The organism is Mammaliicoccus sp. F-M27 (assembly GCF_022387115.1).
GTDB lineage: Bacteria > Bacillota > Bacilli > Staphylococcales > Staphylococcaceae > Mammaliicoccus > Mammaliicoccus vitulinus.
On record NZ_JAJNIE010000020.1, the window covers coordinates 1 to 20,672 of the forward strand.

Below are 20,672 nucleotides of genomic sequence, written 5' to 3' on the forward strand. Positions count from 1 at the left end.
TTCTATACCAGGAATTGGAGATCTAACTGCAGCCATGATAATCGGTGAGCTTGGAGATATATCTCGATTCAAATCAAATAAACAGTTAAATTCTTGTCTTTAATAAAATCATATATCAGTTCGTTTGTTGAGCCTGAACCAATAAAGATGATATCTTCATTATTTATTAAATCTCCACATTTTTTGGCAATTTTTAATTTATTGGACACATTGATAGTTTGTTTTTCTTTATGAGATTTCTCACTATATAAACGTTCTTCTTTCAATTTTGCGCCACCATGGATTCTATTTAGCAAGCCTTCATTCTCTAATTCTTGTAAATCTCTTCGAATAGTCATTTCAGCAACACTCATTTTTTCAGAAAGGGCAGACACTTTAACAGATAGCTCGCGGTTTAGTTCATCCATAATGAATCTGTGCCTATCAACTTTTAGTTTCACGATTCGTCCTCCTAGTCATAACACTTTTTATAAGTTCGAATTTGTTTGCTTATATTGTAGCACACATGTTTATATAGTAAGCACAATATAGAAAAAGGGTTTATCCATTTTATATAACGGATAAACCCTTTATTTGCTTCAATAATCATTAAATTTATTCGATTTCATCAGTTAATTGTTCAAGTTGATCGATTAAACTACCAATATAGGCGATTGTTTCTTTTAGAGGCTTATCAGTCGTGATATCGATGCCTGCTAATTCTGCAAGTTCAACTGGTGATTTTGAGCCACCAGATTTCAAGACATTTAACCAATCTTCAACTGCAGGTTGGCCTTCTTTTTCAATTCTTTGGCTCATCGCTGTACCAATCGTCAGTCCTGCAGAATATGTGTAAGGGTATAAGCCCATATAGTAGTGTGGTTGGCGCATCCAAGTTAATTCAGCACCTTCAGTGATCTCAACATCGTCTCCCCAAAAGTCAGAAATCACTTGTTTCTTAATTTCATTGAGAAGTGGGGCAGTTAAAGCTTCACCATTATCGACACGTCTATATACTTCTCTTTGGTATTTAGCTTCTAGTAAATGCGTTACCATATTATGATAATATGTTCTAGAAATAATAGAACTAATTACCCAGCTCTTAAATTTAGGATCATCTGATTTTTTCAACAAGCTATTGGCCATCAGCATTTCATTCATTGTAGATGGCGCTTCTACAAAGTACATTGAGCAATCAGTTTCATAGACATTTTGATGAGCATTTGCCAAATTAAAATGTCCTGCATGTCCTAATTCATGAGCCAATACAAATACTTCTGTCATTTTACTCGTCCACGAAATAAAAATAAATGGATTGACGCCATATGGACTAGCACAATAAGCACCCGTTTGTTTTCCTTTATTTTGAGGGAAATCTATCCAGCGTTTATCATAGCTGTCATTAACCATTTCCATATAATCTTCTCCAAGAACACTCAAAGCATCCTTAATATACGCTTTAGAACCTTCAATAGAAACATCTGGTTCATACGTAGGATCTAAAGGTATACGTAAGTCTTCAAATTTCAACGTATCCAATTGATTAGTACGCTTTAGTAATTGGGCATATCTTCGCATATGGGGCGCTAATTCTTCAGAAATAACATCAATTTGTCGATCATACATTTCTCTCGTTACATCTTGAGGCTCTAATAAGAAATCTATTACAGAATCATAACCACGTAATTCAGATTCTATTTTTTCCTTTTGAACATGCGTATTGTATATTGCTGCAGTCGTGTTTTCATAACGACGTAATGCTTCATTAAATTTCTTGAAAGCATTTCTTCTCACTTCAGTGTTTGAATCAACTTCATAATCACCTTCAAAGGACACATAATCTAAAGGAATTTCCTCTCCATGAGCTTCAAAAGTGCCGAATTCAATATCTAACATTTTAGTAATACCATACATTTCATACGGTGCACCAAAAGTAGGTGAGAACGTAGCTAGCGTTTTTTCAACTTCTGGATGTAAAGTATGCGCTTTTTGACGTTTTAATAATGATAAATATTTAGGATATTCAGATTGCTTAATTAAAGCATTAAACGCTTCTTCATCTAACTGTAAAATTTCTGATTCAACAAATGATAGAAGGCCAGCTACTTTTCCATAAGTAGTTGAAAATTGAGCCGCTACTTTTTGGCTCTTATCATCAGAAGTGTCTGTAGAATATAATAATTCCGCATATGTACTTAAATGTATAATGCTTACAATAATGTCAGCTTGGTCTTTTAAAGCTGATTCTATAGTTGAGATTTCATTTAATTGGTTCACATATTTTTCATTAAAAGCCTTTACAGTGCTAACTAAATCTTTTAATGAACTATAAAACGCATCATTATTATGATATAAGCTTGAAAGATCCCACGTTTGCTGAATAGGAACTTCATTTCTTAATACTTGTCCCATCGTATCACCCTTTTTAATTATTTATTCAAAATATTTAACTTATATAATTTATTATACATATAATTAAGTGTCTCGTCATATTATTGAGAAGCTATCATCTAATGGTGTTCGCTGAATATATACAAACCATTTTCTAAATAATATAAATACATTTAATATTAAATTTATAATTAAACTAAAAGAAACAGGGTATAGATATAGACAACTAGAATAAAGGAGGCGAACATCTTGAACATATTCGATTTTCCAAATTATTTATGGATTTCTTTCGTAATAGTCATTATTTTTTCTGTTTTATCTTCATTAATACTTAAAAAACACGTAATTAGTGCAATTTTGACATTTATCGTATTAGGTATAATCGCATTTATATTGCCTAATTTTTATGATATTACATATGAACCATTATTAGGATACGCTGCTTTTATGGCTATCATTAGTCTGATCGTATGCTTATTTACATGGTATTTAATGAGAAAGAATCAAAGAAGAAAAGCTGCAAAACATACTCAAAATGAAGACATTGAAGATGGACGCCAATTTAATGAACTCAAAAGACGTGATAAATAAAATACAAATCAAAAGAAGCCTTAAGATCTTTGAGATCTTAAGGCTTCTTAATGTATGGTTTCATTCAGTTCATGCGAAACACTTATTTAAAATGAATAGGTGTTGTAATGGCATATAATGTTTCATTGATTAATTTTGATTGATTGGCACTTAAATCAGAATTCTTCAATGTACCTTCACGTTCATAATTACATCTTTCAATTGTTTGTATACTTTTACTGTTTTTAACGTCAATATATGCTTCAATCCTTGCAAATTGATGTGTTTCAATTAAATAGCGTGTAACAAATTGAATTGCTTCAGTCATGTAGCCTTTACCTTGAGCTGACACGACCGTCCAATATCCAATTTCACAAGAAGGTATTCTTAAGTCTATATCTTGCAACACTATTGAACCAACGAATGTTTTAGTTTCTTTATCAAAAAGAAAATATCTTAAAATTTGCTTGTTATAGTTCATATCTGTTGTTTTATTGATAAAATCTATCGCTTTAAATTCATCGAAATTATAATTAAAAAAGGAAACCCATTCTTTTAATGTACCAGCAGAATGGAGTAATTCATCTTTAATCGTTTTTTTATATGCTAATACTTGTTCTCCAGCCATAAGTATTAAACGAGATGTTTCTAAAGTTAAGTCATATTGAGGTTCTCTGTTCATGTTAAAACTCCTGTCTTTCTATTATTCTATATATACTATACCACTTATTAATCTGACATGATTTCAAAAATAAAAAATTATATTTGTTGTTGACTCTTACGTTACGTTAGACTTTATAGTGAATATATGAGGAGGTTAAGTAAATGGAAATGACTGTTAAAGAACTAGCCAAAATAGTAGGTATAAGTGTGCGCACACTTCATCATTATGATGACATTAATTTGTTAAATCCATCTAACATTTCAGAATCTGGCTATAGACTTTACTCTGAAGACAATTTAGATAGACTTCAACAAATCTTATTTTTCAAAGAGCTTGATTTTCCTCTAAAAAAGATAAAAGAAATTCTCGACGATCCATCGTTTGATAAACAAGAAGCATTGCATATGCATAAGAAACTGTTAATGAATAAAAGAAAACGCATTGATCAAATGATACAAACGATAGATCAAACAACGAGACATATGAAAGGAGAAATAAATATGACTAAAGAAGAAAAATTTATAGGATTCGATTTCAATAAAAATGAATATGAAGCTGAAGCACGTGAAAAGTGGGGCGGTAAGACAGTGGAACATGCGAATAAGCGTATCCATAATTTGTCTGAAACAGAAAAGAAATCAAAGGAAGAAGAAATGAATGAAATCTTTAGAGCATTTGCTGAATATAGAGAAACATCACCAGAATCAGAAGCCGCACAATCAATCGTACAAAGATGGTATGACTATTTAAACGCTAATATAGATTATGAATATACGTTAGAAGTCTTTGATGGAATTGGAGAAATGTATGTTGCTGATGAAAGATTCACTAAAAATATAGATAAATTCGGTAAAGGAACCGCACAATTTGCTAGCGAAGCAATTAAAGCTTATATTAGTAAACATTCATAACAAGAGATAAAGCACAATGAACAAATCGTATTAATTACGATTTGTTCATTGTTTAATTTTATTCATATATATGATAAGCTATCATAATCTAAAATTCAGATTTAATGAAATGATCTATGTATTTAGACATTGCATAACTACCGTATATGATATATAAGCTCAATTAATGCCTGATAATTAGCAGCAAAACAATTAATGCTTGTATTAAACTTCATATGGACATATATATGTTAGTAAAATGGACAAAACTTATAAAACAATTAAATCATTTATAATTGAATGTAAAATCAATAATTCATATATCAGCTAATTTAATGCCGCATTTTAAGTAGCATAATCAATAATTGATTGATTATGCGTCTATAACTCAATAACAACGCAACAAAACACATTAATCGTAACGCATGGAAACATCATGACATTATTATTAAATCATTTTGATAAACAGTTTGGTTTTGAAGAATGGAAAAACTTAAACAATCCAGATTTATATGTAATAGATAATGAACAACAAATTAAACGTATAACATTAGAATAGGTGTCCCCTAAAGACAATATACTCAACTTCCTATAATATATATTATGTAAACTAATTATGAAATTTGAATTGATATGTTCATTTATACGCACTTTAATCATTTAATTATGTCATTACATTAACTCTACGATTATGACCATACTTATATATAGTCTTAGACAATCTCATTCATCATAGAAACTCTTTACTATCATTCACATATAGTAAAGAGTTTTGTATTGCTATGTTACATACGCATTTAAATTTATTAAAGCATTTATTTAAACTTTTTTAGCTTCTGAGCGATATATCATATTTCTCATTACTATAAACACCATACTGACGATCAATGCGATTACACCAACAAATAGAATTTCTTGTGTGCCTAAACTTGTAATGATTATGCCAGATATTGATGTTCCTATTGTTGTACCTAAGTTAACTGATGTTAAAAACAATCCATTGGCGAAATCTGGTGCTTGTGGTGCTGCTGACATGATCCAATATTGATTGATATTTGCGCCTATTCCGGCTAATATACCCCAAAACAGAATGATTATTGCAGTTGGTATTGTCATTTCTGCTAATGGATAAAATATTAAATAAAGTGCGATGAGCGCGATTGGAAATGCTGTTACTGTCACAATTGGTTTATCTGCTAATAACTTTCCTGCTATTATATTCCCAACAATATTGGCAATACCATATATGAGAAGCATGACACTGATTAAGTTACTAGGCATATTCGTTACTGTTCCTAAGTATTCTGCTAAATAACTATATACGCCAAATATTGCTGCATTAATAAACAACACAGCTAAAATAGATATCCATGTAACCCCTTTAATTAATATTTTTAACTGTGATCCATAAGTTAACTTTTCCGTAACTGGTATGGACGGTACAAAGTATATTGTAGCAATTAATGAAAATATATTAACGATTGCAAAGAATGACATTGCAGCTTGAATAGATATCGCTTCAGCTATGAAACTCACAATAGGCACACCTAAGACCATACCAGCTGATACTCCTATAAAGACTTTGGATATGGCTTTTGGTGCTTCTTGTTCACTAACTGACGAACCTGCTACCGATAAAGCCATCGCTACATACAGCGGATGGAAAAATGCTGGTATTACACGGGCGATTAGTGCTACTGAGAATTGAGTTGTAAATACTGAAATCACATTTCCTATTATGAAAATTGATAACACGAGTATCATTACATGCTTTCTATTCATACTAGAAAAAATTAATGGCATTGTAGGACCTGCAAATGCAATAGCAAGTGCGAATAAACTCACAAGCAATCCAGCAGTTGATACACTTACATCAAAATAACTTGCCAAACTTGGTAGTATACCAATAATACCCATTTCAGTATTGATAATACCAAACACACCTACTGCTAATATAAATATAAGTAAACTTTTAGAGTTTTTCATAACTTTGAGTTATACCTCTTTTCTATACTTTTCTATTATGTCTTAACCTTTCTAGATCCATCATAAGGTGCTACAATACAAATGTCGAATACCTATATTGAATGCTTTAGTATACATAATAAGCATAGGAGGTTGTAAAATGGATATCCGTTTACTTCGTTACTTTATAGCTGTTGCGCATGAACAAAACATCTCTGCTGCAGCTAAATCTTTACACATCACTCAACCAACATTATCTAGACAATTAAGTGACTTAGAAGAAGCATTAAATACAGCTTTATTTATAAGAGGAAACCGAAAAATCACATTAACTGAAGAAGGTTTATTTTTACTATCCAAAGCTAAAGAAATCGTAGAATTAGTAGACAAAACTGAAGCGAATTTTAATCAACCTGAAGCATTAATAAGTGGTGAAATCTATATAGGCGGTGGCGAAACAGAAGCAATTAGCTTTATAGCCGACACTTTAAAAGATTTAAAAAAAGACTATCCATCTATTCAGTTTCATTTATACAGTGGTAACGCTGAAGATATTGCAGAAAAATTAGAAAGTGGCTTATTAGACTTTGGTATAGTCATTGAGCCTACAGATAAACAGAAATATGAATTTATTCAACTACCAGCAAAAGATGTATGGGGTGTTTTGATGAGAAATGATAGTCCGTTAGCTCACAAAACATCTATACAACCTACTGACTTATTAGATAAGCCGTTAATGATTTCTCGGCAAACTACCGTTGATAATGGACTATCAGGATGGTTTGGTACACATATTCAAAATTTAAATATTACTGGAACATATAATTTAATCTATAACGCGTCGGTCATGGCAGAAGCAGGACTTGGATATGTCATAAGTATAGACAAGCTCATCAATACTTCAGGCAAAAGCCAACTATGTTTTAAACCGTTAAACCCTCAATTAACAGCTGGATTAAATATCGTTTGGAAGAAAAACCAAGTTTTCTCAAACGCTGCAAAGAAATTTTTAGAAAAAATTCGAGAAAATATAGAACATAATAATCAAAAATAAAACACTCATCTGATTTATCTTTATCAGATGAGCGTTTTATTTTAATGTTTAAATTTTTCATCACTTAACTGATTAATGACCTTACCTACAATGATTAATACAACACCAATAATTAAACCAGTTACTAAATAAACTGTAAAATAGTCTTGATATATAAAGTACTTAATTAAACCAAATACTATAAATCCAATTATTACAAACATACCTGAAGATATAAATTTAGTTGATAATTGTTTACTATTAATTGGAATACCCCCTTACTACAACTTTAAAATTCATGCTTCTTATAATATTGTATCAAAAATAAAATTTAACATAGAATCAACTACTGAATAAACTTTCATTTATATTATAAAATATTTTGTTAATATTCGGTATTTTTTTAGCGCTGACTCCTGCGGGAAAAGCATGATTCGAAGACTACAGGCTGAGAACATGCCCGCGGAAAGCATGCGCATAAAAAAATACCGACAAAGTCTAAGACTTTGTCAGCACTCTAAAGCTGAAATATTCATGTCAGCTTTTTATCTATCTATTTCTTAATTTTTGATCTTACTTTTTGTAATGTATTGTATAAGAAGTACTTTTTCTTATTGATTGGTTTATAGAAATCACCAATTAATTCTTCTATTTGTACGTCAAATCCTCGTTTAAATCGATATACACCATAGTCTTCACTGTTTTCTGTAAAGTCTCCAGATAATCCGTAGAAGTTATATCTTTCAAAACCATTTTCAAAACAGTAATTAATCATATGCCAATGCATCATATATGGTCCCATATAGTGATTATATTTTTCACTAGATCCACCTGAGAAGTAATTAATTTCATATGCATTCTCAAAGAATACACCTGCTGCTAAGTTTAATACTTCACCGTCAGTTTTAATCAGTTCACTTGTTTCTAGTAATTCTTTTTGTGCATGATCAATTTGTCTATCAGTTTCAGCTATTTTTTTAAGTTGTTTTTCTGATTTATTTTCTTTTGCCATCATTTGATCGCGTCTTGTTTCTAAGTCATTTAAGCTTTCTTGTGTTGTCTTAATATATTCGTTTAAATCGATATATGCTAAAGGTACAAGTGCTTTAGAACCATATGTATCGATAAAGTTTAAGAAGTATTCATCTGTTTTTGAAATGAATCCTGCTCTTTCTTCTGTTTCTCTATACAGTTTAAAGAATATATCTAGTTCATCTCTTTCAAGGAAACGCACTTTAACTCCGTAATTATGCGCTTTATTAACATTACGTTTACGTTGACTATCAAAGCCTTTTTTAACTTCAGCTAGCGTTTTATCTTTTAAGTTTAATACGCCCATCCATCTTACTTGGCTTGAAGGATCGTATTTTGTTGTAAAGCCGTGATGATTATACCCTAATGACTTAATAAGGTTGATAATTTCATCGTTGGCACCGTCTTCTTTAATTTGTTTAATATCTTTATCATAAATGTTGTAAATCCAATATGGGTCTACTTTAACGTATAAACATTGATGTTGTTTTAAATATTTTTCAAGTGCTTTAAAATAATATTCTACTAAATCTAGATTACTATAATCCATTACCGGACCACGATTTGAATAATATACATAACTACCTAATGTTGGTATTTTTGAGAATAAACTTGCTGCTACTACTTGATTATTTTCATCTTTAATACCTAATAATACAACTTGAAAACCATCATTTTCCCTAGTCTTGATGTTTTCTTTCACTTGAAAGTAGTGACTTTCGTATTGACTATCAGATACGAAATCATCATATTCAGTAACCGTTAATTCTGTAAATTTCATATTATCTAAATTCCTCTCTTACTGAAAATCATTTATTTTTTTAAAACTTTTTTTATCGTTGTATATGCTTTGTATGCTGGTTTATTAATTGGTTTAACAAAATCTCCAATATATTCGTAAACATCTGCGTTATAACCTTTTTTAAATTTAATAACACCTACATCTGGCGCTTCTTCAGAAAAGTCACCGCTAATGCCATAGAAATTGTAACGATCAATATTATTTTCTAAAGCATACTTAATCATTTCCCATTGAATAGCATAACTACCTGCAAAATGACGATATTCATTAGAAGATCCACCTGCATAATATACAACTTCAAATGGATTTATAATGAAGAAACCTGCAGCTATTGGTAACGTATCACCATGCTCTTTTTTTAATTGTAGCGCTTCTTCAAGCTTAGTTTCATTTGCTTCTCTTTGTTGTTTCAGATTGTCGATTTTGTTAATTGTCTTTTGGTTATCAGGTTTCTTTTCTAAATCTTTTTCTGCTTTAGCAATATCTTTGTTATATAGTTCGTGGTCTTTTTCCAGTTGAGGAATATAAGTTTCAAAGTCTATATATGCTAAAGGTATTTTAACATTTTCAAAATACTTTATTCTATTATAGTAGAAGTCGTCTCCACGATCATGGAAATCTTTTTTCTCAGTTGTATCTTCCATAAATTGACGGAAAATAGGCATTTCATCTTCTGATAAGAAACGTACTTTAACCCCATTTTTTTGAACTTTTTTAGTATTACGCTTTCTTAAACTGTCCATATTTTTAATGAGTGTCTTTTCGTCCATGCCTTCTAAATCTAGTACTGAATGCCATCTAATTTGATGAATTGGGTGGAAACCAGTTGTGAAACCTTGATGTTCATAACCTAACGATTCGAATTGATCAATTAAACCATCACGATTAAATGATTGTTTAATATTACCGTCATGGTCTCTTAGTTGATATGGCAAGTAAGGATCCATTCTAAAGAACAAACCATTATAACCTTTTAAGTATGTAACAATTTCTTTGAAGAAAAAGTCTACCAGGTCTTTACGATCATAATCCATTACTGGTCCTCTATTCGAGTAAAAGTAATTAAATTTTTTCATAACTGGAACACTTGTTAATAGACATGCAGCTTGTACTTCACCTTGCTCATCTTTAACACCTACTAAATGTGTCGAAGTACCTTCTGATGTTTTTAATTCATAATTCCCTACAGTTTGTGTGAAATGCGTATATGGCATCTTATTAGTAAATGCTTCAAATTCACCTGTCGTTAAATTTGTAAATTTCATTTATACAATACTCCCAATCTCATATTTATGTATTTGCTACAATTATACAATATTTCATCTCTATTCGAAAACAATACTCATTACTATACCATTATTTCATAAAGAAAAACCTACCAAATGGCAGGTTTTTCTCTTAATTGCATATTATTTTATGACATTAACAAATTTTTCAGCAACTTCTTGACTCGAATTAGGATTTTGACCCGTTACGAATTTCCCATCAGTCACTGTATGAGATTCAAAGTCAGCACCTTTCACAAATCTAGCACCTTGTTGCTCTAATTGTGTTTGAAGTAAGAATGGTACATCTTCTTCAAGATCCATTGCTTTTTCTTCACTATCTGTAAATGCTGTTAATTTAACGTCTTTAACTAAATAATTTCCATCAGGAAGTTTTGCGCCTACAAACGCACTAGGACCATGGCAAACAGCACCAATTACTTTATCATTATTTCTATAATAAGCTAACATATCTTCTAAGTCTGCGTTATTTGGAAAATCAAACACCGTACCATGTCCACCTGGTAAAAAGATGCCTTCATAATTTTCAAATACGATATCTCTAATACTGTATGTTTGTTGTAATTTTTCTAACACATCATGGTATTCTTTAGTTTCATCATTTTGAGTTGAATTAGGATCAATCGGTACACTACCACCTGTAACAGATGCAAAGTCTACTTCTAATCCGTTTTTAATGAATACTTTGTAAGGAATTGCTGCTTCTTCTAGCCATAACCCAGTCGGTTTACCATCTTTAAATTGAGATGCATTTGTAACAACTATGAGAACTTTTTTACTCATTAGAAACACTCCTTTTCTTTTGTTAATGTCGATTATACATGATGTGCGTGTCTTTTTCTTCCGAGAAGGTTTATACTTCGTTAATCTTCATCTAGTGCTGTTCTAATGGATTTTAAATAATCTACAGTTTGTTCGGTGGCATCATTCTCTAATCGTTTAACAATTTCACTACCGATGACGACACCATCACTAAATGATTTGATTTCTTGAGCATTTTCCACTGTTTTAATACCGAAACCACAAACGACCGGCACATTTGCATGTTGTTGAATGAATTGTATTTTATCTTTTAAGCCTTCATGGAAACCTCTTCCGTCACCAGTAGTGGCATTCATCGTAACTGTATAAATAAAACCTTCAGCATGCTCTGCAATTTTTTTAATTCTTTCATCACTAGAAGTCATAGCGATTAATGAAATTAATTTAATACCTTTAAGCTTTAACTTCTCTTTAAAACGTTCACCTAATTCAAAAGGTAAATCAGGGATAATTAATCCATAAACATTTGCTTCAGCAATTCTTTCTATGAATTGTTCAACACCGTATGAATCAACCAAATTGTAGTATGTCATAAATAAATAAGGTGTGTTGATATCGTTTTTATGTTGAATCAATTGATCTATAATTTTATTGACTGACATACCTTGTTTAATAGCTTCTTGTCCTGCTTTCATGATTGTTGGACCATCGGCAACAGGGTCAGAGAATGGCAAACCAATTTCAATATAATCTGCGCCATGTTCATCCATTAACTTTACAGATTTTATAAAATCTTTATTCCCCATTATATAAGGTATAAAAAGTTTATTCATGTTGATTCCCCTCCTCACCTTGCATATATTTTCTTATTGTTTCCATATCTTTATCTCCTCTTCCAGAGACTGTCACAACTATAATTTCGTCTTTACCCATAGTCGGAGCTAATTTCTCAACATAACTTAATGCATGTGCACTTTCAATTGCAGGTATAATGCCTTCTAATTGTGTGAATTTAATGAGGGCATCCATTGCTTCTTTATCACTTGCGTTCGGATACTCTACTCGACCTATTTGATTGTAATAACTATGTTCTGGTCCGACACCAGGATAATCTAACCCAGCTGAAATAGAATGCGCAAGTTCAATTTGACCATTATCATCTTGAATTAAATACATTCTAGAACCGTGCAACACACCAGGTTTCCCTTTATTTATTGCAAGTGCATGTTTCGATGTATCTACACCTTCACCAGCAGCTTCTACACCGTATAATTTAACAGTTTCATCATTAACAAATGGATAGAACGTTCCAATAGCATTAGAACCCCCTCCGATACAAGCAACAATAGCGTCTGGTAAACGAGATTCTTTTTCTAAAATTTGTTGTTTAATTTCTTTTCCGATAACGCTTTGTAAGTCTCTAACGATTGTAGGGAACGGATGTGGTCCAAGTGCAGAACCTAGTAAGTAATGTGTATCTTCTACATTTGATACCCAATATTGTAATGCTTTATTTACGGCATCAGACAGTGTACCTTGTCCATCTGTTACAGGAACAACTTTAGCACCTAACAATTCCATTCTAAATACATTTAAAGCTTGTCGTTCAATATCTTCCTCGCCCATAAATACAATCAATTCCATATCAAATAGCGCAGCAATAGTTGCACTCGCCACACCATGTTGACCAGCACCTGTCTCTGCAACAAGTTTGCGTTTACCCATTTTTTGAGCAATGAGCGCTTGTCCTAATGCATTGTTTATCTTATGTGCGCCAGTATGATTTAAATCTTCACGTTTTAAATAAATTTTAGCGCCACCCAGTTCTTCAGTATAACGTTTAGCATATGTTAATGGTGTTTCTCTACCTACATAGTCTTTTAAATAACCATTTAACGTTTTATGAAATTCTGGATCATCTTTTAATGTTTGATATGTGTCATTGAGTTCTTGCACAGCAGGCATTAATGTTTCTGGTACATATTGTCCACCGAATTCACCGAAGAAACCTAAATCATCTGCTTCTAATTGTATATTCTTATTCACAGCTATCATCCCTTTACATATGTTAATAATGTTTCTATTTTATTATGATCTTTTTGACCATTCGTTTCTATTCCACTTGATATATCATAGCCAGCGTTGTTTAAATTCAATTGTTCTATTTGCTTAATTTTATCGACATTGATACCACCAGCTATTAAATAAGAAATATCTTTTATTTCATTTAAAAGGGACCAATCATATGATTTACCTGTCCCTCCATAATTTTTAGAAGGTGTATCGATTAAAAACAAATCAACGTCATCTTGAAACGTTTTAATATTGTTGAATAATGTGTCATTAGCTGGCAAAGCTTTATAAATTTTGATATGTGGGTATTTCCCTTTTATTTGTTGAATAAAATCGATTGTTTCATCTCCGTGAAATTGAATTGTATTAATAGATGTTTGTTCTACTAATCTTTCAATTTCTGCAAAAGATAAATTCACAACCACTGCTACAATATCTATATGGTTAGGAATACGTTCACTTAATGTCCCAATGTCTTCTATAGATACATAGCGTTTACTTTTAGGAAAAGTAATAAAACCAATAGCATCAGCTTTATTTTGAACTGCCGTTTCTATAGTAGCTTCATCTTGGAAACCACAACATTTAATGAACATGTTGGTCACCTTGTTTTTTCAATCTTAAACTTGGTAAAAACACCTCTAAATTTGGATGTTTCATAAGAGATTCACCAATTAATGCACCATCTATTCCACTGTCGATAATACTTTCTACATCTTCTAATGTGCGAATGCCACTTTCTGATATATATGTGACACTAGGTTTAATCGACTTTAATATTTCATTTGTATGTTTTACATCTGTTACAAAGCGTTTTAAATCTCTATTATTCACACCAATTAATGCTGCGTCAATTTCGTGTGCAACAGCTAATTCAGCTTTATCATGAACTTCAACAAGAACTTCTAAACCTTTACTGATTGCATAGTCGTATAAGCTTTTAAGTTCCTCTTTCGTTAATATATTAACAATTAACAATACGATTGAAGCACCAACGTGATATGCTAAATCAATTTGTCTTTTATCAATTATAAAATCTTTACATAATACTGGTAACGTTGTTTTTGTCGTTAAACTTTGTAGTCGTTCATAACTACCATCAAAATATTTTTCATCCGTTAATATAGATATAGCAGAAGCACCATGTTGTTCATAAAGCTTTATTTGTGTAGCCATATCTCTTTTAGGAATATCGGATACGGTTGGACTTTTCGCTTTTAATTCTGCAATGATGTTTAATTGATGATCATTTTTCACTCGACTTAAAAATGACGTTTTATGCTGAACATCGACTTTATCTAATGCTTCTAATTTTTGTTCATAATAATTTTCATCAAGCAAATGTTTTTTATATTCAACGATTTCATCCAATATTGTCATAAACTTTTCCTCCTACAGATTCTAATATATTTAACGCTACTTTTTGATCGATCAATTCTTCTGCTAAAGTAACTCCTTCTTGAATAGTATCTACTTTATCACCTACATACAATGCTAATGCTGCATTTAAAACTACAACATCTCTTTTAGGTCCTTGATCGAGACCAGTTAAAATATTTAATGTAATTTCTTTGTTTTCTTCAGGTGTACCTCCATTTAAAGCATCATTACTTGCAGTTTGAAGGCCATAATCTTTTGCATTGACCGTATAATTTTCAATTCCGTTTTCTTGAGAAATTTCATATATTTTATTGTCGCCTGAAAGTGTAGCTTCATCCATGCCACCTGCACCATGGACTACAATCGCACGCTTACGACCAAGTTTATACAATGCTTCTGCAATTGTATAAAGTTTAGTCTCGTCATACACACCCATGACTTGATAATCTAATTTATATGGATGAATCATTGGACCTAATAAATTAAATGTTGTAGGTGTTGGAATTGTTTTTCTAACTGGCTGTACAATTTTCATGATTGGATAAGTTTCTGTTGCACTTAAAAACGCTAAATGCGTTTCGTTTACTCTTTCAGTAGCTTCACTAATAGGTGTTGTATGGATATTTAAAGCTGATAAAATATCAATACTTCCTGTTTTAGAAGTGATGCTTTTATTGCCATGTTTCAATACTTTTAAACCAGCTGCTGCAACAACGAAAGAAGCGGTTGTAGAAATATTAAAACTACCTGAATGATCTCCGCCAGTACCACAAACACAAATACTATTTTCTATATAAGGTCTATCTTTATAAGTTGTCTCAATTAAACTTTGTGTTAAATTAGACAATTCATCTGATGTTTCACCTTTCATACTTAAAGCAACCAAATGTGCAACTTTCAATGAAAAATCTACTTGTTCGTTCATCATAAGATCTACAAAGTTCTTCATTTCTTGCTGTGTTAAGTTACGATATTGAATGAGTTGTTTTAAAGTGTTCATTGTTTGCACCCTCCGTCATAGTATTTATAAATGCTTTTATAATTTCACGACCATATTCAGAAGCAAATGATTCAGGATGATACTGTATTCCGAAATGTGGTTTGTTTATATGTTCAAATGATTGAATGGCATCGATTGTTCTTCCAGTAACTTTTAAGCAGCTTGGAAATGTTGCTTCGTCACTTATTAATGAGTGATATCTCATAATTTTAAAATGCTGTTCACATGCTTCATATAATATAGATGAATCTATCAAATTGATTTGATCAACTTTGCCATGCTTTACCTCTTTACCCACTATGACTTTTCCACCATAGTATGTCGTCAGTGCTTGAGCACCTAAACAGATTCCTAAAATCGGTTTATCTTTATATGCATCGATGATTTTTCTTAAATCATCCGTATCTTCTGGATGACCAGGCCCAGGAGATATGACGAGACCATCAATTTCTAAATTTAAAGGCGCTTCATCTGGATGATAAATGACGACTTCCTCAAATTGTTTAATTAAGTCAACTAAGTTATAAGTGAATGAATCATAATTATCGATTACTAATATCATGGCGATACCTCCAATAAACTTTTAGCTTTTATCATCGTTTCTTTTAATTCTTTTTTCGGGTCTGAATCATAAACAACGCCACACCCAGCTTCGACATTAACGTATTCTTTATCAACGACCATCGTTCGAATCGTTAATGCAAAATCTAAATCATGATTACAGTTAATGTAACCAACACCACCTGCATAAATACCACGTTTTTGTTTTCTACTTTCATAAATTCTCGTGATAGCTCTAGTCTTAGGTGCACCAGATACAGTACCTGCTGGTAATAATGCTGTTATCATTTGAAGCGGTGTAACTTCTGGCTTAATTTTACCTTCAACGATTGTAACGATATGCATCACATGTTCAAATCTTTCAATCGTCATGAGCTTTGGCATAAATACGGAACCCGTTTGAGCAATCATATTCAAGTCATTTCTACCTAAATCAACAAGCATGCGGTGCTCTGCTAATTCTTTTTCATCTGCTAATAACGCGATTTCATTTTGTTTATCTTCTTCTTCTGATTGTCCACGTTTATTCGTACCAGCTATCGGATTTGTTGTAATGACTTCACCTTCTTTTTTTATAAAGCTTTCTGGTGATGATCCAATAATCGTTCTGTCATCATCGTCTATATAGTACATATAAGGACTTGGATTTTGTCTTTTTAAATTTTTATAAATTTGAAGTTTTAAATTCTCACTATTTTCTTGTTCAAAATAATGTTTATATTTATAAATTCTTGAAGGGACAACTTGGAACATGTCACCTTTACTGATCAATGATTTATAATGTTCAACTTCATTCATAAAATCTTCTTCAGTTATATTAGTTTCTAACGCGCCTCTTTGATGATGTTCAATTTTATTTTGAAATAACGATACATTTTTTAGATTATTTATCATGTTATCGAGTTCTGAATCGATTTGTTCTTCATTTTTCCCACTAAATAAATTTGAAGTGATAATGAAAAGTTCTTCTTTAAAATGGTCAAAAATGTAAGCAGATTCAACTAAGTTGAACGAAGCATCAGGTATCTCCGACTTCACTTCTATTTGCTGTAATAATTTATTTTGATACCTTATTAAATCGAAGCTACAATATCCAATCATTCCAGAAATAAAAGGTAAATGGTTAAGTGCTTCTGGTGTATCTTCAACTTTCATTTCGTTTATAAAAGTTTCTAAAGATTCATATGGTGTTTCTTTTTTAATTTGTTCTTCACCATTTATCAGTATTTGAAAGTAATCATCATATAATTTAACTTTTCCAACTGCATCAAATGCAACTATAGAAAATCTACCTTTCATTTGATCTGTACTTGCACTTTCTAAAATCATCTTTTTATTTTTAATTTGAGCTAAAGTTTCTGGCGTAATATCAGCATTTAATTTTTTGAATTTAATAATCATTGTTATCCTCCTTAATAAAAAAACCGCGCATAAACATCCTAATGTAACAGGACGCTTATGCGCGGTACCACCTTGATTAATAAGTTATCACTTATTCACTCATTCGATATTCAATTATTTACGACATGATCCCCATTTCTAAATTAAAGTGTGTTAGTTTGCATCACCCACTAACTTTCTATGTGCTACTATCTTTAATTTATACTCATGACCACTTAATTTTGTATACAAAAAGACACCACAGTATACGCTCTCTGTAAGGACGCGTTACCGTGGTGCCACCTTAGTTAACATTTAATCAATATGTTCACTTTAACAATCATTCAATTTATCATTCGAAAGCCCATTTCTCTCATTGTGTGTCGTGCTAATTTTCATCAACCATTAGCTTTCTATTCGCTACAAACATCACGAGATACTTATCTTTCAAATTCCGAATAACTTCTTCGGATTAATTAAATATCACTATACGAGAATATATTTTAAAAGTCAACCCTTATATTCCACTTTAACTATTAATATTTGATAAACAATAAGCTCTTAATAATTTTTCACTTTCCAATATTGAATCTTCATGTGTACGTTCTAATGCATGTGATGATTCAATACCTGCACCAAATAGACCATGTCTAATATCAGCACCAGCATGTAAAGCTGCAGAAGCATCTGAAACATAATAAGGATAAATATCTAATTTATACTTAATATCATTTTCTTTACATAATTCAACAAAATGATTTCTTAAGCCAACATGATATGGTCCTGAAGCATCTTTTACACAAATTGAGACAGTGTATTCATCTGAAGTTTGACCGTCTCCTAATGCACCCATATCAAAAGCGATAAATTCTACAACATTTTCAGAAATACTTGAATTTGCACCATAGCCAATTTCCTCATTATTAGAAATATAAAATTGAGTTGTATGTGGCAATTCAATATTTTCTTCTTTAAGATATTTTAAAAATTGCAGAATCATAGCTACACTTGCTTTATCGTCTAGATGACGTGATTTCACAAATCCTGATTCCGTATGCACAAACCTCGGTTCAAAGCTTACTGCATCTCCGATTTCTATACCTAACGCTCTAGTATCTTCAGCATTAAATGTCTTTTCATCAACGCGCACTTCCATATGATCAGCATTTCTAGGAATTTCAGTATTATTTTTATAAACATGAACACTTGTCTCATGTAAGCAAATAGTACCTGAAATCTCTTTGCCACTTTGAGTCGTAATAGTACAATACTCCCCTTCAATCGCATTCCAGCTAAATCCACCGATTAAGTCTAATTTTAGTCTGCCGTCTTGTTTAATATCTTTAACGATTGCTCCGAGAGTGTCAACATGTGCTGTAATAAGACGTTGTTGGTCATCATTTTTTCCTGGAACATGAATAAATAATCCGCCTTTATGTGTTACACTCGTATCATAATTTAAAGATTCAGCTATTTTTTTACAGTATTCAATTGCTGGATCTGCAAAGCCTGATGGACTATTAATATGCACGAGCTCTTTAATGGTTTCTATCGTTTCATTTACATTAATTGTCATGATTCCACTCCTTTTACATTTATTATCATTCTATACTTTTTAAGAAATAAATCAATAACACTTGCTTTCACACACTAACTTACTTTAAACTATTAAAGTAATGGAGGGATTTTATGCAACGCATATTTATAGTTGGACTTGGATTAATTGGTGGGAGTTTAATTCAAAATATTAAATTTCATCACCCTAATATACATATAACTGGTTACGATTATTTCGAAAAATATTCAGATATCGCTTTATCAATGAAAATGATTGATGAGATCGCTACCGACTTTGATTCAAGTGCTCGTAACGCAGACTTAATTATTCTCGCTACACCTGTACAACAATCAATAGAATACGGTAATAGATTATTAGAGATTGATACGAAACCAGGTTTAATTGTTACAGATACAGGCAGTACTAAATTAGGTTTAAGTTCATTAGAATCAAAGTTACTCAATAAAAATATCCATTTAATCGGTGGTCACCCTATGGCAGGAAGCCATAAATCTGGTGTCATCAATTCAAAAAAACATTTATTTGAAAATGCTTATTATGTATTAATTTTTGATAGGAAAGAAAACGAAGCAGCTTATAGTGAAGTTAAACATTTATTAGAACATACCAAAGCTAAATTTATTAAAATGTCAGCGAAAGAGCATGACTACGTAACAGGTGTAGTAAGTCACTTCCCTCACGTTATAGCTTCAAGTTTAATTCATATGAACGAAGAAAATACTCAAGTTTCAGATTATGTTAAAACATTAGCAGCTGGAGGTTTCCGTGATATTACACGTATCGCAAGTAGTAATGCTGATATGTGGCGAGACATCACATTAGAAAATCGAGAACACCTCGTCACTTTAATGGAAAATTGGATAGAACAAATGGAACATACAAAAGAAATGATCCAAGAAGGAAATCCAGCATTAATTCATGATTTTTATCAATCAGCCAAAACATATAGAGATAAACTCCCTATAAAAGAACAAGGTGCATTAACATCAACATTTGATTTATATGTGGATATCCCCGATAAGCCAGGTATGATCAGTGAAGTTACAAGAATATTAGGTCAAAATCATATCTCTATAACAAATATTCGAATCTTAGAAGTCCGAGAAGATATAATGGGTGCCTTAAGATTAAGCTTTAAATCAAGTAATGATAGAGATAGAGCAATAGAAGCCTTAAACACATTCGATACGTATACATTGTAAGTATGAATTAAATACAAAGCCCAAACCTGTGATTGAACTGCACCCTGTCAAGTAGACAACTAAATAATAAAAATGTATTTTTGGTCGAATTCATAGCTATGCTATAGATTCGGCCATTTTTAA

Annotated in this window: 21 protein-coding genes and 1 pseudogene; 6 read left to right on the top strand and 16 right to left on the bottom strand. The window is 31.5% G+C overall.

Translation table 11 applies throughout. From position 1 onward, the window contains the following. Positions 1–94: pseudogene (locus tag LQ598_RS13000) on the top strand (transposase); the annotation flags it as partial. On the opposite strand, the gene LQ598_RS13915 reads toward LQ598_RS13000, so the two are convergent. Continuing rightward, complete coding sequence (locus LQ598_RS13915; protein ID WP_345773320.1) at positions 69–440, bottom strand: DeoR/GlpR family DNA-binding transcription regulator; 372 nt, start codon at positions 438–440, stop codon at positions 69–71. The pseudogene LQ598_RS13000 and the gene LQ598_RS13915 overlap by 26 nt on opposite strands. Positions 441–594: 154 nt before the next feature. Then, entirely contained in the window at positions 595–2,391 is a 1,797-nt protein-coding gene (gene pepF, locus LQ598_RS13010) for an oligoendopeptidase F (RefSeq protein ID WP_239745666.1), read from the bottom strand. 228 nt (positions 2,392–2,619) lie between these two features. Here pepF and LQ598_RS13015 point away from each other — a divergent pair, with 228 nt between their 5' ends. After that, on the top strand, positions 2,620–2,961 hold the full coding sequence (locus tag LQ598_RS13015; protein WP_107537557.1) for a hypothetical protein: 342 nt from the start codon (positions 2,620–2,622) through the stop codon (positions 2,959–2,961). An 82-nt stretch (positions 2,962–3,043) separates the two neighbouring features. Here LQ598_RS13015 and LQ598_RS13020 read toward each other — a convergent pair whose 3' ends face one another. Further along, positions 3,044–3,622, bottom strand: coding sequence for a GNAT family N-acetyltransferase (locus LQ598_RS13020; protein ID WP_119596366.1), 579 nt, complete (start codon positions 3,620–3,622; stop codon positions 3,044–3,046). Between the two features lie 143 nt (positions 3,623–3,765). Between LQ598_RS13020 and LQ598_RS13025 the strand changes: the two genes are divergently transcribed. Continuing rightward, a complete protein-coding gene (locus LQ598_RS13025) occupies positions 3,766–4,515 on the top strand; it encodes a MerR family transcriptional regulator (protein ID WP_107537512.1) in 750 nt (249 codons plus the stop codon). A 415-nt stretch (positions 4,516–4,930) separates the two neighbouring features. Then, positions 4,931–5,053 carry a hypothetical protein gene (locus LQ598_RS13855; protein WP_259340124.1) on the top strand — a complete coding sequence of 41 codons (123 nt, stop codon included), beginning with the start codon at positions 4,931–4,933 and terminating at the stop codon, positions 5,051–5,053. A 260-nt stretch (positions 5,054–5,313) separates the two neighbouring features. Here LQ598_RS13855 and LQ598_RS13030 read toward each other — a convergent pair whose 3' ends face one another. Then, the gene (locus LQ598_RS13030) at positions 5,314–6,480 is read right to left on the bottom strand and encodes an MFS transporter (RefSeq protein WP_107537421.1); all 1,167 of its coding nucleotides are present in this window, start codon (positions 6,478–6,480) and stop codon (positions 5,314–5,316) included. Between the two features lie 139 nt (positions 6,481–6,619). On the opposite strand from LQ598_RS13030, the gene LQ598_RS13035 reads away from it, so the two are divergent. Next, on the top strand, positions 6,620–7,513 hold the full coding sequence (locus tag LQ598_RS13035; RefSeq protein WP_107537420.1) for a LysR family transcriptional regulator: 894 nt from the start codon (positions 6,620–6,622) through the stop codon (positions 7,511–7,513). Between the two features lie 41 nt (positions 7,514–7,554). On the opposite strand, the gene LQ598_RS13040 is transcribed toward LQ598_RS13035, so the two are convergent. From LQ598_RS13040 to LQ598_RS13095, 12 genes are all read right to left on the bottom strand, one after another. After that, positions 7,555–7,716 carry a hypothetical protein gene (locus tag LQ598_RS13040; protein WP_158262599.1) on the bottom strand — a complete coding sequence of 54 codons (162 nt, stop codon included), beginning with the start codon at positions 7,714–7,716 and terminating at the stop codon, positions 7,555–7,557. 329 nt (positions 7,717–8,045) lie between these two features. Next, positions 8,046–9,305, bottom strand: coding sequence for an aminoacyltransferase (locus LQ598_RS13045; RefSeq protein WP_016911466.1), 1,260 nt, complete (start codon positions 9,303–9,305; stop codon positions 8,046–8,048). A gap of 32 nt (positions 9,306–9,337) precedes the next feature. Further along, entirely contained in the window at positions 9,338–10,591 is a 1,254-nt protein-coding gene (locus tag LQ598_RS13050; protein ID WP_107537174.1) for an aminoacyltransferase, read from the bottom strand. Between the two features lie 144 nt (positions 10,592–10,735). After that, the gene (locus LQ598_RS13055) at positions 10,736–11,395 is read right to left on the bottom strand and encodes a type 1 glutamine amidotransferase domain-containing protein (RefSeq protein WP_016911468.1); all 660 of its coding nucleotides are present in this window, start codon (positions 11,393–11,395) and stop codon (positions 10,736–10,738) included. 80 nt (positions 11,396–11,475) lie between these two features. Then, complete coding sequence (gene trpA / locus LQ598_RS13060) at positions 11,476–12,207, bottom strand: tryptophan synthase subunit alpha (protein WP_107537173.1); 732 nt, start codon at positions 12,205–12,207, stop codon at positions 11,476–11,478. Then, positions 12,200–13,420, bottom strand: coding sequence for a tryptophan synthase subunit beta (trpB, locus tag LQ598_RS13065; RefSeq protein ID WP_107537172.1), 1,221 nt, complete (start codon positions 13,418–13,420; stop codon positions 12,200–12,202). The genes trpA and trpB overlap by 8 nt, the downstream gene beginning before the upstream one ends. A 5-nt stretch (positions 13,421–13,425) precedes the next feature. Beyond that, positions 13,426–14,043, bottom strand: a complete 618-nt coding sequence (locus tag LQ598_RS13070) for a phosphoribosylanthranilate isomerase (RefSeq protein WP_107537171.1) — start codon at positions 14,041–14,043, stop codon at positions 13,426–13,428. Beyond that, the gene (gene trpC, locus LQ598_RS13075; RefSeq protein ID WP_239745668.1) at positions 14,033–14,827 is read right to left on the bottom strand and encodes an indole-3-glycerol phosphate synthase TrpC; all 795 of its coding nucleotides are present in this window, start codon (positions 14,825–14,827) and stop codon (positions 14,033–14,035) included. The genes LQ598_RS13070 and trpC overlap by 11 nt, the downstream gene beginning before the upstream one ends. Then, positions 14,811–15,827 carry an anthranilate phosphoribosyltransferase gene (trpD, locus tag LQ598_RS13080; protein WP_107537169.1) on the bottom strand — a complete coding sequence of 339 codons (1,017 nt, stop codon included), beginning with the start codon at positions 15,825–15,827 and terminating at the stop codon, positions 14,811–14,813. The genes trpC and trpD overlap by 17 nt, the downstream gene beginning before the upstream one ends. Then, the gene (locus tag LQ598_RS13085; RefSeq protein WP_016911474.1) at positions 15,793–16,389 is read right to left on the bottom strand and encodes an anthranilate synthase component II; all 597 of its coding nucleotides are present in this window, start codon (positions 16,387–16,389) and stop codon (positions 15,793–15,795) included. Before LQ598_RS13085 ends, trpD begins: the two co-directional genes overlap by 35 nt. Beyond that, the gene (locus LQ598_RS13090) at positions 16,386–17,789 is read right to left on the bottom strand and encodes an anthranilate synthase component I (RefSeq protein WP_107559384.1); all 1,404 of its coding nucleotides are present in this window, start codon (positions 17,787–17,789) and stop codon (positions 16,386–16,388) included. Before LQ598_RS13090 ends, LQ598_RS13085 begins: the two co-directional genes overlap by 4 nt. 508 nt (positions 17,790–18,297) lie before the next feature. Further along, positions 18,298–19,344, bottom strand: coding sequence for a M42 family metallopeptidase (locus LQ598_RS13095; protein ID WP_239745669.1), 1,047 nt, complete (start codon positions 19,342–19,344; stop codon positions 18,298–18,300). A gap of 113 nt (positions 19,345–19,457) precedes the next feature. Here LQ598_RS13095 and LQ598_RS13100 point away from each other — a divergent pair, with 113 nt between their 5' ends. After that, positions 19,458–20,549: a prephenate dehydrogenase gene (locus LQ598_RS13100; protein WP_107537228.1), complete on the top strand. Its 1,092-nt coding sequence runs from the start codon at positions 19,458–19,460 to the stop codon at positions 20,547–20,549. Positions 20,550–20,672 lie beyond the last annotated feature (123 nt).

Bases quoted from the DNA above. Each gene is read 5' to 3' on its own strand.
- LQ598_RS13090 (WP_107559384.1), bottom strand. From the start codon at position 17,789: ATGATTATTAAATTCAAAAAATTAAATGCTGATATTACGCCAGAAACT.
- LQ598_RS13040 (WP_158262599.1), bottom strand. From the start codon at position 7,716: ATGTTTGTAATAATTGGATTTATAGTATTTGGTTTAATTAAGTACTTT.
- pepF (WP_239745666.1), bottom strand. From the start codon at position 2,391: ATGGGACAAGTATTAAGAAATGAAGTTCCTATTCAGCAAACGTGGGAT.
- trpC (WP_239745668.1), bottom strand. From the start codon at position 14,827: ATGACAATATTGGATGAAATCGTTGAATATAAAAAACATTTGCTTGAT.
- LQ598_RS13045 (WP_016911466.1), bottom strand. From the start codon at position 9,305: ATGAAATTTACAGAATTAACGGTTACTGAATATGATGATTTCGTATCT.
- LQ598_RS13020 (WP_119596366.1), bottom strand. From the start codon at position 3,622: ATGAACAGAGAACCTCAATATGACTTAACTTTAGAAACATCTCGTTTA.
- LQ598_RS13030 (WP_107537421.1), bottom strand. From the start codon at position 6,480: ATGAAAAACTCTAAAAGTTTACTTATATTTATATTAGCAGTAGGTGTG.
- LQ598_RS13095 (WP_239745669.1), bottom strand. From the start codon at position 19,344: ATGACAATTAATGTAAATGAAACGATAGAAACCATTAAAGAGCTCGTG.
- trpD (WP_107537169.1), bottom strand. From the start codon at position 15,827: ATGAACACTTTAAAACAACTCATTCAATATCGTAACTTAACACAGCAA.
- LQ598_RS13085 (WP_016911474.1), bottom strand. From the start codon at position 16,389: ATGATATTAGTAATCGATAATTATGATTCATTCACTTATAACTTAGTT.
- LQ598_RS13100 (WP_107537228.1), top strand. From the start codon at position 19,458: ATGCAACGCATATTTATAGTTGGACTTGGATTAATTGGTGGGAGTTTA.
- LQ598_RS13050 (WP_107537174.1), bottom strand. From the start codon at position 10,591: ATGAAATTTACAAATTTAACGACAGGTGAATTTGAAGCATTTACTAAT.
- LQ598_RS13055 (WP_016911468.1), bottom strand. From the start codon at position 11,395: ATGAGTAAAAAAGTTCTCATAGTTGTTACAAATGCATCTCAATTTAAA.
- LQ598_RS13855 (WP_259340124.1), top strand. From the start codon at position 4,931: ATGACATTATTATTAAATCATTTTGATAAACAGTTTGGTTTTGAAGAA.
- LQ598_RS13025 (WP_107537512.1), top strand. From the start codon at position 3,766: ATGGAAATGACTGTTAAAGAACTAGCCAAAATAGTAGGTATAAGTGTG.
- trpA (WP_107537173.1), bottom strand. From the start codon at position 12,207: ATGAATAAACTTTTTATACCTTATATAATGGGGAATAAAGATTTTATA.
- LQ598_RS13035 (WP_107537420.1), top strand. From the start codon at position 6,620: ATGGATATCCGTTTACTTCGTTACTTTATAGCTGTTGCGCATGAACAA.
- LQ598_RS13070 (WP_107537171.1), bottom strand. From the start codon at position 14,043: ATGTTCATTAAATGTTGTGGTTTCCAAGATGAAGCTACTATAGAAACG.